The 13,068-nt window shown below is 41.5% G+C and carries 16 protein-coding genes; 3 read left to right on the forward strand and 13 right to left on the reverse strand.

Annotated elements, in window-relative coordinates; all coding sequences use genetic code 11:
• Positions 1-5: 5 nt before the first annotated feature.
• From NST65_RS14545 to NST65_RS14560, 4 genes are all read right to left on the reverse strand, one after another.
• Positions 6-407, reverse strand: coding sequence for a secondary thiamine-phosphate synthase enzyme YjbQ (locus tag NST65_RS14545; protein ID WP_065215236.1), 402 nt, complete (start codon positions 405-407; stop codon positions 6-8).
• Positions 408-520: 113 nt separating this feature from the next.
• Positions 521-1,813: a hemolysin family protein gene (locus NST65_RS14550; protein ID WP_024423287.1), complete on the reverse strand. Its 1,293-nt coding sequence runs from the start codon at positions 1,811-1,813 to the stop codon at positions 521-523.
• 48 nt (positions 1,814-1,861) lie between these two features.
• The gene (locus NST65_RS14555; RefSeq protein ID WP_024423288.1) at positions 1,862-2,536 is read right to left on the reverse strand and encodes a zinc metallopeptidase; all 675 of its coding nucleotides are present in this window, start codon (positions 2,534-2,536) and stop codon (positions 1,862-1,864) included.
• A gap of 81 nt (positions 2,537-2,617) precedes the next feature.
• Positions 2,618-2,842 carry a hypothetical protein gene (locus NST65_RS14560; RefSeq protein WP_024423289.1) on the reverse strand — a complete coding sequence of 75 codons (225 nt, stop codon included), beginning with the start codon at positions 2,840-2,842 and terminating at the stop codon, positions 2,618-2,620.
• Positions 2,843-2,968: 126 nt separating this feature from the next.
• On the opposite strand from NST65_RS14560, the gene NST65_RS14565 reads away from it, so the two are divergent.
• On the forward strand, positions 2,969-3,955 hold the full coding sequence (locus tag NST65_RS14565) for a potassium channel family protein (RefSeq protein WP_034282528.1): 987 nt from the start codon (positions 2,969-2,971) through the stop codon (positions 3,953-3,955).
• Here the strand turns inward: NST65_RS14565 and NST65_RS14570 are convergent.
• From NST65_RS14570 to NST65_RS14590, 5 genes are all read right to left on the reverse strand, one after another.
• Positions 3,952-4,353 (reverse strand): YugN-like family protein, encoded by a 402-nt coding sequence (locus NST65_RS14570; RefSeq protein ID WP_024423291.1) that lies wholly within the window; start codon positions 4,351-4,353, stop codon positions 3,952-3,954. The genes NST65_RS14565 and NST65_RS14570 overlap by 4 nt on opposite strands.
• Positions 4,354-4,382: 29 nt before the next feature.
• On the reverse strand, positions 4,383-4,601 hold the full coding sequence (locus NST65_RS14575; protein WP_046313371.1) for a spore germination protein: 219 nt from the start codon (positions 4,599-4,601) through the stop codon (positions 4,383-4,385).
• Between the two features lie 309 nt (positions 4,602-4,910).
• Positions 4,911-6,266, reverse strand: a complete 1,356-nt coding sequence (locus tag NST65_RS14580; RefSeq protein ID WP_041107612.1) for a glucose-6-phosphate isomerase — start codon at positions 6,264-6,266, stop codon at positions 4,911-4,913.
• Between the two features lie 126 nt (positions 6,267-6,392).
• Positions 6,393-7,565 (reverse strand): iron-containing alcohol dehydrogenase, encoded by a 1,173-nt coding sequence (locus tag NST65_RS14585; protein ID WP_034282532.1) that lies wholly within the window; start codon positions 7,563-7,565, stop codon positions 6,393-6,395.
• A 121-nt stretch (positions 7,566-7,686) separates the two neighbouring features.
• A complete protein-coding gene (locus tag NST65_RS14590; protein WP_024423295.1) occupies positions 7,687-8,850 on the reverse strand; it encodes an iron-containing alcohol dehydrogenase in 1,164 nt (387 codons plus the stop codon).
• 144 nt (positions 8,851-8,994) lie between these two features.
• Between NST65_RS14590 and NST65_RS14595 the strand changes: the two genes are divergently transcribed.
• Complete coding sequence (locus tag NST65_RS14595; protein ID WP_003212952.1) at positions 8,995-9,231, forward strand: DUF378 domain-containing protein; 237 nt, start codon at positions 8,995-8,997, stop codon at positions 9,229-9,231.
• 244 nt (positions 9,232-9,475) lie between these two features.
• On the opposite strand, the gene yugI is transcribed toward NST65_RS14595, so the two are convergent.
• From yugI to NST65_RS14610, 3 genes are all read right to left on the reverse strand, one after another.
• Positions 9,476-9,868 carry a S1 domain-containing post-transcriptional regulator GSP13 gene (gene yugI / locus NST65_RS14600; protein ID WP_008345795.1) on the reverse strand — a complete coding sequence of 131 codons (393 nt, stop codon included), beginning with the start codon at positions 9,866-9,868 and terminating at the stop codon, positions 9,476-9,478.
• A 198-nt stretch (positions 9,869-10,066) separates the two neighbouring features.
• Positions 10,067-11,260, reverse strand: a complete 1,194-nt coding sequence (locus tag NST65_RS14605; RefSeq protein WP_041115831.1) for an aminotransferase — start codon at positions 11,258-11,260, stop codon at positions 10,067-10,069.
• Positions 11,261-11,761: an Lrp/AsnC family transcriptional regulator gene (locus NST65_RS14610; RefSeq protein WP_003213765.1), complete on the reverse strand. Its 501-nt coding sequence runs from the start codon at positions 11,759-11,761 to the stop codon at positions 11,261-11,263. It abuts the gene before it with no gap.
• 175 nt (positions 11,762-11,936) lie between these two features.
• Between NST65_RS14610 and NST65_RS14615 the strand changes: the two genes are divergently transcribed.
• Positions 11,937-12,761, forward strand: coding sequence for an alpha/beta hydrolase (locus NST65_RS14615; RefSeq protein ID WP_024425926.1), 825 nt, complete (start codon positions 11,937-11,939; stop codon positions 12,759-12,761).
• Here the strand turns inward: NST65_RS14615 and NST65_RS14620 are convergent.
• The gene (locus tag NST65_RS14620; protein ID WP_024423298.1) at positions 12,758-13,018 is read right to left on the reverse strand and encodes a YugE family protein; all 261 of its coding nucleotides are present in this window, start codon (positions 13,016-13,018) and stop codon (positions 12,758-12,760) included. The two genes, NST65_RS14615 and NST65_RS14620, sit on opposite strands and share 4 nt — an antisense overlap.
• Positions 13,019-13,068: the final 50 nt, after the last annotated feature.

Here is a 13,068-nt window from a genome sequence, read left to right on the forward strand (position 1 = left end):
ATCTCTTACTCGTTTGACGACACTTGTACATAAAAATGACGATGCCTCGGCCCGTCAAACTCACAGAAATAGATTCCCTGCCACGTGCCAAGCACAAGATCTCCATCATGAATGAGAACATGCTGAGACGCCCCCATATAACTCGCTTTCATATGTGCAGCCGTATTTCCTTCCATATGGCGATCCTTTGGATGTTCCCACGGAAAAACTTCATCAAGCCGGCGAAGCATATCTCGTTTCACATCTGGATCCGCATTTTCATTAATGGTGATCCCTGCTGTCGTATGTGGACAATAGACGATGACAGTTCCGTTTTGTATGCCTGTTTCCCTGACATATTGGAGAACCTCATGTGTGACGTCGATCATATCATCGCGTCTGTTTGTTTGTAGATTGATTTTTTTCATATGAGCTGCTCCTTTTTCACGTTTCTATAAAAACCATACCCTTTTTATGTGAAACAAATCTTCTTATCTAAAGTTTACCAAGCAAAAAAACCTCGTCAAGCAATGCGAGGTTTTTAAGAAAAGTGAACCTTTTTGACTTCAATGGTTCGAATATGGTGGTCTTCAGCATCAATGATCGTAAATTCACAGCCTTCTGCTTCAATCGTATCCCCAATGTCAAAATCAAATTTATGCGTCATCATCCAGCCAGCAATTGTATCAACATCATCATTCTCAATGGCTAAATCCAATAAATCATTTACTTCATCAATCAATGCTTTCCCATCCATCACATAATGAAAATCACCTTTTTTAACGATGTGAGGTGTTTCATCCTGATCATATTCATCTCGAATCTCTCCGACAATTTCCTCTAATATGTCCTCCACTGTGACAAGTCCCGCTGTACCTCCGTATTCGTCTACGAGCACTGACATATGAATCCGTTCCTTTTGCATCAAAATGAGCAATTCTTGAACAGGGGTGCTTTCAATCACTCGGATCACCGGACGCATTAAGTCTTCAATCGATACATCTTGATTTAGAAAGCTGGCCTTAAATACATCTTTGCTGTTAATAACACCAATCACATGATCTTTGTCTTCTTTAATAACAGGGTAGCGTGTGTACCTTTCGTTCAGCATATAATGGGTCACGTCTTCTAAGGTCTGTTCAATCTCTATAGCTGAAATTTCTGTACGCGGAATCATGATCTCTCTTGCCACTCGGTTATCAAATTCAAAGATTTTATTCACATATTTGTACTCAGATTGGTTAATCTCACCCTTCTCATAGCTTTCAGATAAAATGAGACGCAATTCTTCCTCACTGATCGCCACTTCATGTTCTTTGACAGAATGATAACCAAATAATTTCACGATGCTTCGTGCAGCCCCATTTAATGCCTTAATAAACGGGTACATGACTTTATAGAAAAAGATGAGTGGTTTTGCTGTCACAAGGCTGACCGCCTCTGCCTTTTGAATGGCAATTGTTTTAGGCGCGAGTTCTCCCACAACGACATGTAAAAATGTAATGATCACAAATGCGATGATAAACGAAAGGATGTCAGTCAATGCAGAATGAAGCCCGATTTTTTCAAACAGCGGATGCAGAAAATGCTCCACCGTCGGCTCACCCAGCCACCCTAGACCTAAAGCCGTGATGGTAATGCCAAGTTGGCAGGCGGATAAATACTCGTCAAGATTTGATATCAGCTTTTGAACATGAATGGCTCTCTTATCCCCGCTTTCGATCAGCTGGTTGATTTTAGAGCCTCTAATTTTCACAATCGCAAATTCAGTGACAACAAAAAATGCTGTCGCAGCAATGAGTAATATGACTAAAAATACGTTTAAAATGTACAAAAAAACCCTTACCTAACAATGGTAAGGGCTCACCTCCTCTGGCATCAATTAATCATTACGGCCATTTAGGAAGATCATTACAAAACGGAGCAATTCAAACAGGGAGACAAGGGCCGCTGCTACGTACGTCAGAGCTGCAGCATTTAACACCTTGTTCACGCCTCTTTCTTCACTGCTTCTAATGATTCCTTCTGAAACAATGATATCTTTTGCACGAGAACTTGCATTAAACTCGACAGGCAATGTCACAAGCTGAAAGAATACAGCTGCTGAGAACAAAATGATCCCAAGCCCGATTAAGTTAAGGCTGCTGAGCAAAATTCCACCAAGGAAAAGAAGCGGAGCAACACCAGATGCAAAGTTCACGACAGGAAAGATCTTATGTCTCAAAACAAGCGCACCATAGGATTCCTGATGCTGCAAGGCATGTCCAACCTCGTGTGATGCGACTGAAATGGCCGAAATGGAGTGGCCGTAGTACACAGGTTCAGATAAACGAACCACACGCTGCGTCGGGTCGTAATGATCAGTCAAAGTTCCTCTTACCGGTTCAACAGGCACGTCGTATAACCCGTTGCGATCTAAAATATATCGAGCGGTTTCAGCACCTGTTTTCATACTGGATGCTTCCACCTTTGAATACTTTTCAAAATTATTCTTCACTTTAAATTGTGCCCAAAATGATAAACCCAATGCGGCAAACGTTAAAAAATAAAAAAACAGCATGCTCATCAGCTTCCTTTTTATTTTATATATTTATTTACAATTTTAATGACTTTTATGTACCATGTACAGCAAAAAGCACTAGGTCTTTTTCAGGGGGATAACCGCACCAATGAAAAAGAAGAACACACCTAAGCAAGCTGTATAAAAGGTCCCTGTACCATAAAGGTCTTGAAAAAAGTGCAGCCATGAAAAATCATTCATAAAATGATTCACAGCATTTAAATCAAACACGAGTAAGATGACAGCTGATGATAAAAAGTGCACACCAATAAAAAGAAGTACGGTCTTTTGAACAAACGACATTCGAATTCCCTCCTTCTTCTCCCTTATTTTAAGATATGGGTTCTATTTCAATACATGACGAAGATGAAAAAATGTTTCCTCAATCGGGCATACTGACATTAGCAGTCTCCTGAAAGGAAGAGTCCGATGAAATCAAACCGTATCTTTATCGCTTGGCTAAGGTGGCCACTTTATCTTCGAATTGCCATTATCATCTGTTTCTTGCTTCTCTTTTTTGGACAATTAATCGTTTTACTTGAACCGAAGCAGTATCATACAATCTTTGATGGGATCTGGTGGGCACTCATTACAGTCTCTACGGTTGGCTACGGTGATTTTGTGCCGCAAACCATGCCAGGGCAGGTGGCAGGTATGGCGCTCATTTTTATCGGAGCCAGCTTTGTCACCGCTTATTTCGCCACACTTGCCGCCGCTGTGTTCAGCAAGCAGCACCATTATGTTGAGGGCAAGGTAGCCTTTAAGGGGAATGGACACCTCATTATCGTCGGCTGGAATGAGAAGACAAACAAACTGCTTCAGTCGTTTCAAACGATTGATCCAGCCATGCCGATTGTGCTGATTGATGACTCCTTGAAAGAAGGGCCTCTTTTGGAAAATGTTCATTTTATTAAAGGACATGGGACCGAAGATGTCACACTTCGTAAAGCCAACATTACCGGTGCAGATGCAATCATGATTACCGCAGATCAGCATGAAAATGAAGTGACAGCCGATATGCAGAGTGTTTTAACCTTACTTGCAGCAAAAGGATTAAACCCTTCTCTATATTGTTTAATTGAAATCTTAACAGATCGTTACGTGAAGAATGCCGAGCGTGCTGGCGCCAACCAAGTCATTCATACCTCTGATGCTGTCAATCATTTAATGGTTGAACATTTTCTGATAAAGGAACAGCTTACGGCGTTTAAGAAAAAACGACATATGACGCTGCATAAACACGTCACCATCATACCTGTACCGGCTTCATTGGCTGGAGAAACATTCTTAACGGCGCTCCATCACTTTCTAGAGCATCATGTAATTATCGTTGGCGTACAAAAAAAAGAAGGACCCATGATGAATCCTCCCTTTGGCTATGAGCTTCATCCAGAGGATGAATTGATCAGCCTTTAAAGCAGTGCGTCTTCTAATTCCTTGACGAGCGAAAAGCCAATCTCAGCATAAGCCTTTGATACATCCCCATCTTTCTCTTTTGGTTCTTGGAATTGGTTAAAGGATGCACCCACATTTCCAACCATCGCATGATCATCTAACTTGTCTTGATAGACATGCTTTAAGAGAAATGGATGTCCCATTTTCACCACAACACCTGGCTGATCGAGCTGGCCTTTCTCGGCTGTAAAAGGAACTCTGAGAAAGGTATAGCCATCACGGTTATCAATTTTATAATCAAAATACCCGTGATCATAATCCCAGTTGCCATTAATGACATAACCGAGCGGCTTCATCGTTTCTTCTAAATGGTAAAGTGAAAAGCTTTCACCAGGCAGCCTGGATGGTACATGAATCATACGAAACCCTCCTTTTTGTATAGGGTTCGTTAAAGAGAAGAATTCATACATTTCCCCCTCGTGATTTGTACATTGTTTGTAAACGCGGCATCAAACAGGCTTTGATTGGATGATTGATTCGTCTCGTTATCACTGCCGGAACCCGCTGTTTCCTTCGTAGCACTCTTAGAACAAATGCGTCCGACATTGCCAAAGTTAACGATCGCCTGACCAGAAATATCATGAATATATATATGATTCGTCCTCATTTTTCACCCTCCTCTATTCATTATTCTATGTACAGCACACTGGAAAGCTTGCACAGGAACCTGAAGAAAACAAAAAAGGCACACCTTTTTGAAAAGGTGTGCTCAGATTGTTGACACAGGGCTAAAATGATTTTTATTTTAGCCCTGTGTCTTCTTTTTTCAGCGTGATAGAAAACCTTTGAAGTCTAGGAAGAACGAGCACTGGAGCGAATTGAACATTCGTGAGCACCAGCGCGCAGGACTGACAACGAATGCGAGGGTTTGTCTACACGCTGGGCACACCTTTATGAAAAGGTGTGCTTTTTGTTCTTATGATTGTTTTAAACGGCTTTCAAGCTCAGCTTTTTTCTCTTCGAAGCCTGGTTTTCCTAGTAAAGCAAACATATTCACTTTATAAGCTTCTACTCCAGGCTGATCAAATGGATTGACGCCTAGTAAATATCCTGACATCGCACATGCTTTCTCAAAGAAGTACACTAGGTATCCGAATGTATAAGCATCCATCTCAGGAATTGTCACGATAAGGTTCGGTACTTTTCCATCTGTATGGGCAAGCATCGTTCCTTCAAATGCTTTTTTATTGACGAAATCAACCGTTTTTCCTGCCAGATAGTTCAAGCCATCAAGGTCTTGTTCTTCTGCTTCAATTACAAGCTCATGTCGAGGCTTGTCTACACTCACGATTGTTTCAAACAAGTCTCTTCTTCCTTCTTGAACATATTGGCCAAGTGAATGAAGATCTGTTGAGAAGTTAGCAGATGAAGGATAGATTCCTTTTTCATCTTTCCCTTCACTTTCACCGAATAATTGCTTCCACCATTCTGCGAAATATTGCAGACCTGGCTCATAGTTAATCAGCATTTCAATCGTTCTGCCTTTATTGTAAAGGACATTGCGGACGACAGCATATTGGTAAGCCGCATTTTCAGAAAGCTCCGATGAAGCGAAGTCTTCGCTTGCTTTTGCTGCACCTTCCATCATCTGATCAATATCTGCACCGCTCACAGCGATTGGCAAAAGACCGACTGCTGTTAATACTGAATAGCGTCCACCAACATCATCCGGGATGATAAATGATTCGTAGCCTTCTTCAGTTGCTAATGTTTTAAGTGCACCGCGTGCCTTGTCAGTTGTCGCATAAATACGTTTTTTCGCTTCTTCAGCACCGTATTTTTCAATGAGGAGCTTTTTAAAGATGCGGAACGCAATGGCTGGCTCTGTTGTTGTACCAGATTTTGAAATCACGTTAATGGAGAAATCTGCATCTTCCAATAGATCCATTACATCTGTTAAATAAGAAGAACTGATGTTGTTTCCAATAAAAATGATTTGCGGTGTCTTGCGCTTGCCTTTTGGCAAAGTGTTATAGAAAGAATGGTTCAAAAATTCAATCGCCGCACGTGCCCCTAGATATGACCCGCCGATTCCGACAACGAGCAGGACGTCAGAGTCAGATTTAATTTTGTCTGCACTTTTTTTAATGCGGGCAAATTCTTCGCGGTCATATTGCTTCGGCAAGTCCACCCAGCCTAAATAGTCACTGCCTGCACCCGTTTGTTCATGAATATTATGATGGGCTACCTTCACAAAATCTTTTAAATATGTAAGCTCATGTTCTTGAAAGAAAGGTAACGCTTTCGAGTAGTCAAATTGAATATGTGTCATCGCTTGTAAGCCCTCCATTACGTTAGTTCTGTCCCTTTCACTTTAGCGGAACTAGCTTTTGAAATCAAGTGATCGTCACTGGCATGGCAAAAAGCCGCTTCTCTTGATGAGAAGCGGCAATCTGGATTATAAAGAAGCTTTCAAAATGGATAAAATATCATCACGGTTAAGTTTCATAAAGTTACCAAAACCACCGTATTCCATTTCTTTTGCTGCAATGTCGGCAATTTTGTCCAGCTGATCTTCACCAATATCATAATCCGCTAAACGGCTTGGTGCACCGAGACTTGTCCAGAACGCTGACAGTTTGTCGATCCCTTCTAATGCGATGTCACGATCTGACTTTCCGTCTGTTTCGATGTCAAACATGTTCAGCATAAGGTTTTTAAAACGTTCTACATTATGATCGAGCGTGTGGCGCATCCAGTTTGGGAAGAGGATAGCAAGCCCGCCTGCATGCGGAATGTCATAGACAGCCGATACAGCATGCTCAATCGTATGGGACGCCCAGTCGCCAAAGTAACCCATTTGCAGCGTGCCATTTAAAGCAATCGTTCCTGCATATAGAATCGTTTCACGATGCTCATAGTTTTGTAAGTCTTCCAGCAGTTTTGGTGCTGTCTCGATGACTGTTTGAAGAACAGCAAAACACATCCGGTCCTGTAAAGGCGTGTTTTTCACATTATGGAAGTATTGCTCAAAAACGTGGCTCATCATATCGACCATACCATACACCGTCTGGTTTTCTGGCACAGAATACGTATGCTCAGGGTCTAGAATTGAAAAAGCAGGGTGAGTGACAGAGCTGCCCCACACATATTTTTCATTCGTTTCCCAGTTTGTGATGACAGAGTCTGGATTCATTTCCGAACCAGTTGCTGCAAGTGTCAGCACTGTGCCAAACGGCAGTGCTTTTTGAGCGGTTGTTTTTTTTGAAATAATATCCCACACATCACCGTCATACTCTGCTCCGGCTGCAATTGCTTTTGTACAGTCGATCACACTTCCGCCGCCAACGGCTAATAAGAAATCAATGTTCTCCTTTTGGCAGATATCGATTCCCTTTTTCACTGTTGTGAGGCGCGGGTTTGGTTCAACGCCAGACAGCTCAAACACTTCTGCATCTGCTTCATTTAACGCACTGATGACATTGTCATAAAGACCATTTTTCTTAATGCTGCCTCCGCCATATACAAGTAACACTCGTTTTCCATAACGAGCGAGTTCGCTTTTGAGTCCTTCTAGCTGTCCTTTTCCAAACATCAATTTTGTTGGATTATAGTAAATAAAATTCTCCATCTGTTGAAACATCTCCTTACAACGAATATATCCAAAAACATGAAAGACTACTGTAACATATGTACACGATGAACTCAAAAAAAGATAACTGCCCGCAAGCAGCTATCCCTTTGTTGTTCAATTATAAAGAAGCATTCAAAATGGCTAAAACATCTTCTTTGTTCAGCTTTTTAAATTGACCAAATTCACCGCGTGCCATTGCACGGTCTGCAATTAAATCAATTTTCTCATCGTTGATGTCATAATCCGCCAAACGGCTTGGTGCACCAAGACTTGTCCAGAAAGCTGACAGCTTGTCGATTCCTTCTAAGCCAACTTCTTCGTCTGTTTTGCCCGCAGGATCTACATCGAATACACGCACCGCTAATTGTTTAAAACGGCCTGGGTTTTCTTGAATCACATGTTTCATCCAGTTCGGGAACAAGATCGCAAGACCGCCTGCATGAGGAATATCATAGACAGCAGATACTGCATGCTCAATGTTATGAGATGCCCAGTCACCACGTGCCCCCATTGAAAGCATGCCATTAAGTGCAATTGTGCCAGTGAATAAAATCGTTTCACGCAGCTCGTAGTTCTCTAGATCGTTGATCAGCTTCGGTGCCGTTTCAATGACAGTGCGAAGAAGTCCTTCACACATACGATCTTGATAAGGTGTATTTTCTGTGTGATGGAAATATTGTTCGAACACATGTGACATCATGTCAACCATACCATAAATCGTATGATTTTTAGGCACTGTGAATGTGTTAACTGGATCAAGAATAGAGAATTTCGGGAAAACTGCTGGACTTCCCCAGCCATACTTCTCATTTGTTTCCCAGTTTGTGATAACTGATCCTGAGTTCATTTCAGAGCCTGTTGCGGCAAGTGTTAACACAGTACCGAACGGAATAGCTTCCATTGGGACGTGTTTGCGTGTCACGATATCCCAAGCATCTCCATCGTACTTCGCACCAGCTGCGATTGCTTTTGTGGCATCAATGACACTGCCGCCGCCAACTGCCAAAATAAAGTCAATGTTGTTTTCTTTGCAAAGCTCTACCCCTTTTCTTACTGTTGTTAAGCGCGGGTTAGGCTCTACACCAGCAAGTTCAGTGATTGCAGCTCCTGATTCTTTTAGGATGCTAACAACTTGGTCATAAAGGCCGTTTCGTTTAATACTGCCTCCACCATATACAAGTAATACGTTTTTTCCGTAGTGTTTGAGTTCATCTGAAAGGGCTGATACTTCTCCCTTTCCAAAAATTAATTTCGTTGGGTTCCAATAAGTAAATCGATCCATATGATCTCCTCCTCGCGCTACATTATGCGCCTCATTCATTCCAAAAGTAAAGTAATTTGCTTTCATCCATTTTCTTACGCATAGTTTGGCTAAAAATCTGCAAAATATAAATGTATTGATGCTGTAGCGAAAGGAGGAATCACGATGAGTGCTATTCAGCGTATTGCCCTCGTGCTCACGATTATCGGTGCTATTAACTGGGGACTAATCGGCTTTTTTCAATTTGACTTAGTAGCAGCGATCTTTGGCGGACAAGGTTCTGCATTATCACGTATTATTTATGGTCTTGTTGGAATTGCAGGTCTTGTAAACCTTGGTCTGTTGTTCAAACCAAGCGAAGAAGCTGTTCGCCGTGACGAGCCGAACCCAGAAGTTCGTTAAATAAAAGGACATAAAAAAGGCTGCCTACATGAGGCAGCCTCAGCGTGTAGACAAACCCTCGCATTCTTTGTCAGGTCTGCGCGCTGGTGCTCACGAATTCTAAATTCGCTCCGCAAAAGTAGCAGCCATTCCTAGACTTCAAAGGTTTTCTATCACGCTGAAAAAAAAGACAAAGGGCTAAAATAAAGATCATTTTAGCCCTTTGTCAACAATCTAAGGCACCGTTTGAAGCGGTGCTTTTTTATTATTTCTTGATAAGGTCTTTACGGTTTGATTGCTCAATCCACTCTTCAAGTTTATCTTTAAGCGTATTGAAACCTTGTGGTGCAGCAGCTTCTTCTTTCACTTGCTGTGGTCTTTGTTTCTTTGGTTTGCTTTCTTTTCTTTCAGGTGCTTCTTGTGTCGCACGGATAGAAAGGCTGATTTTACCTGCATTTTCATCAACAGAAAGAACTTTTACTTGTACTTCGTCACCAATTGAAAGGTGCTCGTTGATGTCTTTTACAAAGCCATGTGTTACTTCAGAAATATGCACAAGTCCTTGAGTTTCTTCATCTAATGCAACAAACGCACCATACGCTTGTAATCCTGTTACTTTACCAGTGTAAACACTGCCTACTTCAAACTTTGTCGCCATGATAACAACTCCTAAATAAATGTTTTAATATTCGTTTATACGCAATTAAAAACTATATCACAGAACGGGCAGTTACGCAAAATATTTTTTAAATGGGTTTAGATGAGAACAAAAGGGGGAATACCTGAAAACAAGAATGCTTTCTAGTATTCCCCCCTAATTTGTGAGGCATGAGTCCGTTTGGATTGATGCCTTTTTTTATTTTAAGATGGCTGATGGTTCTTCCTTCACTTGTCGAGCCTGCAAAAAGCGCTGAATTCTTGAAAGTGATTCCTGAAGATGATCAAGTGACGAAGCATATGAACAGCGGATATGACCCTCACCACTCGGTCCGAATACATTCCCAGGCACAACAGCGACTTTTTCACTAAGGAGCAGCTCCTCAGCAAATTGTTCTGATGTCATGCCTGTGCTTTTAATCGATGGGAACGCGTAAAACGCTCCGTTTGGCTGATGGCATGTCAGTCCTAGTTCATTTAAGGAGCCGACAAACAAATTACGGCGTCTTCTGTAGCTTTTCTTCATTTTCTCTACATCTTCAAGCCCATTTTTTAATGCTTCTTCTGCCGCATATTGTGCCATCGCCGGTGCGCACATCATAGAATATTGATGTATTTTCAACATGGCATCCCGCAGTACAGGTGGTGCCGCCACATATCCTAAACGCCAGCCCGTCATGGCAAACCCTTTAGAAAAACCTGAAATCAAGATCGTTCTTTCCTTCATATCTTGAATAGCCGCGACGCTTGTAAAAGCTTCATCGTACGTCAGCTCTGCATAAATCTCATCCGTAATAATGAGCAGGTCATGCTCTTTCGCAAATTGAGCAATATCTTCAAGCTCTTCCTTTGAATAAACAGACCCAGTCGGATTTGATGGCGAGCAAAGCAAAATGGCTTTTGTCTTCGGTGTCAGCTTTGTGCGAAGATCAGCAGAATCTGCTTTGAAATCTTTTTCAGCGGTTGTACTTAAATAGACAGGCACTCCGCCTGCTAGTGTCGTAAGTGCCCCGTATGCTACGAAACAAGGCTCTGGAATGATTACTTCATCCCCGCTGTTTAAAATCGCACGAAAGGCCAAATCAAGTGCCTGGCTTCCGCCAACTGTAATAATGAGTTCTTCTTCTGGACTGTAATCAATGTGAAACCGCTTATATAAATAGTGGCTCAGTTCTTTTCGCAAAGAAATTAAACCGGCATTCGCCGTATAAGAGGTCAGTCCCTGTTCTAATGACATAATACTTGCTTCTCTGACATTCCAAGCTGTCACGAAATCCGGCTCACCGACACCAAGGGAGATAACCCCTTCCATTGTGGCTGCCAAATCAAAAAATTTCCGAATACCTGACGGCTGAATGCTTTGTACCGTTTCAGATAAATAAGACTTTTTCATTTAAGGAGACACCACGATTCTTTTGTCATCGTCTCCTGTTTCAAACACTTTCCCATCATGTTTATATCTTTTCAAAATAAAGTGGGTAGTTGTTGAAACAACGGAATCAAGTGTCGATAATTTTTCAGATACGAAGCGGGCAATATCAGACATTGATCTTCCGCGGATCACAACGGAAAGATCGTAAACACCTGACATGAGATAGACAGACTCCACTTCCTGAAACCGATAAATCCGTTCAGCAATTTCATCAAATCCGACGCCTCTTTTTGGTGTCACTTTTACATCAATCATTGCTGTAACGCCTTCATGACCATCCACTTTTCGCCAGTCAATCATGGTTGAATAATCAATAATAACTTTTTGATCTTCAAGTTTTTGAATGATGGCTTCGGCTTCTTCTGTTGTCACGCCTGCCATTTTTGCAATTGTATTTAAATCGGCGCGGCTGTTTTCATCTAAAATCTCTAATATTTCAGTTTCTTTTTCTGTTAGTTTCATTTGATTTCACACCTCAGATTATAAAAGCTAGTTTTAAAAAATCTTCTGAACATTATAGCACGTTTTTCCCATTATGCTAAGCAGGGAAAAGATTCTAATGATAGCTTAAAATCCACTTTTTAGGGTACAATACAGTCACCTAACAGAGAGAGTATCAAGTATCGGAGTGAAGAATGTGGACATTGTGCAGCCAGCTTATATGAAAAGTACATTCGGTTTAGATATCTATTACGAGCACTATCCAAATGAAGGCAAGAAGACATTGATCTTAATTCACGGTCTCTTCTCTTCTACCTTCAGCTATCGAAAGCTCATCCCGCTTCTGAAACAGGACTTCAACTTAATTGCGATTGATCTGCCGCCATTTGGACAGTCCGAGAAGTCGAATACGTTTATTTACAGCTATCGCAACATGGGAAAAATTATTATAGAGCTAGCTGGTTATTTACAGATTCAGCATGCAATTCTAGTGGGCCATTCAATGGGCGGACAAATCGCCTTATACGCTGCTACTGAAAGGCCGGACCTATTTGAAAAGGCGGTTTTATTGTGCAGTTCAGGCTATTTGAATAAGTCAAAAAGATCACTTGTTTACAGCACTTATATTCCTTATTTTTATCTGTATCTAAAAAGAAAGCTTTTAAAGCAAGGCATTATGAAAAATTTAACGGCTGTTGTGCATGATCATTCCATCATTGATCAAGAGATGGTCGATGGATACTTAAAGCCATTTTCAGATGATCAAATCTTTCGGGGGATATTTCGTTTGATTCGGCACCGCGAAGGAGATTTGACCTCGGACGTTTTAAAGAAAATGGAAACACCCGTGCTGCTCATTTGGGGCGAGGAAGATCGAATCGTTCCCATTCAAATAGGCGAAAGACTGCACAAAGATCTGCCAAATTCGACCTTACATGCATTAAAAAAAACCGGGCACCTCATCCCTGAGGAAAATCCGGTCTTTGTGTCTGATCAAATCGGACATTTCAGCCTGTCTTAGCGTGAACAGGAGCTGCTGTCTCGTATGACAAAAAGCTGATTCGCTATATGCTGACAGCTCTCTATCGGAAGAAGCTGTTCAAATGAGTGATGGTAGATGGCTTGAATCTCTTTTGCTAAAGATAACGGGTCTTCTGCGTCATATAATGCACTGATGACGTCAGCAGGCTCCGTTTCATAAAAATCCTCTCCATAATGAAAAGGGTCCCATGCCTTAATGAATTGAATCATCTCTTCTACAGCTTGACTATCTTTCATCGGTATCACCGCTTATAATAAATTTTGTGATGTTTATTTTAGCACAACCA

The sequence above is a fragment of the Bacillus sp. FSL P4-0248 genome (assembly GCF_038593305.1).
GTDB classification, from domain to species: domain Bacteria; phylum Bacillota; class Bacilli; order Bacillales; family Bacillaceae; genus Bacillus; species Bacillus safensis.

Coding starts and splice junctions, on each gene's coding strand:
- NST65_RS14590 (WP_024423295.1), bottom strand. CDS start 8,850: ATGGATCGATTTACTTATTGGAACCCAACGAAATTAATTTTTGGAAAG.
- NST65_RS14620 (WP_024423298.1), bottom strand. CDS start 13,018: ATGAAAGATAGTCAAGCTGTAGAAGAGATGATTCAATTCATTAAGGCA.
- NST65_RS14570 (WP_024423291.1), bottom strand. CDS start 4,353: ATGATTCATGTACCATCCAGGCTGCCTGGTGAAAGCTTTTCACTTTAC.
- NST65_RS14595 (WP_003212952.1), top strand. CDS start 8,995: ATGAGTGCTATTCAGCGTATTGCCCTCGTGCTCACGATTATCGGTGCT.
- NST65_RS14580 (WP_041107612.1), bottom strand. CDS start 6,266: ATGACACATATTCAATTTGACTACTCGAAAGCGTTACCTTTCTTTCAA.
- NST65_RS14610 (WP_003213765.1), bottom strand. CDS start 11,761: ATGAAACTAACAGAAAAAGAAACTGAAATATTAGAGATTTTAGATGAA.
- NST65_RS14565 (WP_034282528.1), top strand. CDS start 2,969: ATGAAATCAAACCGTATCTTTATCGCTTGGCTAAGGTGGCCACTTTAT.
- NST65_RS14560 (WP_024423289.1), bottom strand. CDS start 2,842: ATGTCGTTTGTTCAAAAGACCGTACTTCTTTTTATTGGTGTGCACTTT.
- yugI (WP_008345795.1), bottom strand. CDS start 9,868: ATGGCGACAAAGTTTGAAGTAGGCAGTGTTTACACTGGTAAAGTAACA.
- NST65_RS14575 (WP_046313371.1), bottom strand. CDS start 4,601: ATGAGGACGAATCATATATATATTCATGATATTTCTGGTCAGGCGATC.
- NST65_RS14545 (WP_065215236.1), bottom strand. CDS start 407: ATGAAAAAAATCAATCTACAAACAAACAGACGCGATGATATGATCGAC.
- NST65_RS14605 (WP_041115831.1), bottom strand. CDS start 11,260: ATGAAAAAGTCTTATTTATCTGAAACGGTACAAAGCATTCAGCCGTCA.
- NST65_RS14585 (WP_034282532.1), bottom strand. CDS start 7,565: ATGGAGAATTTTATTTACTATAATCCAACAAAATTGATGTTTGGAAAA.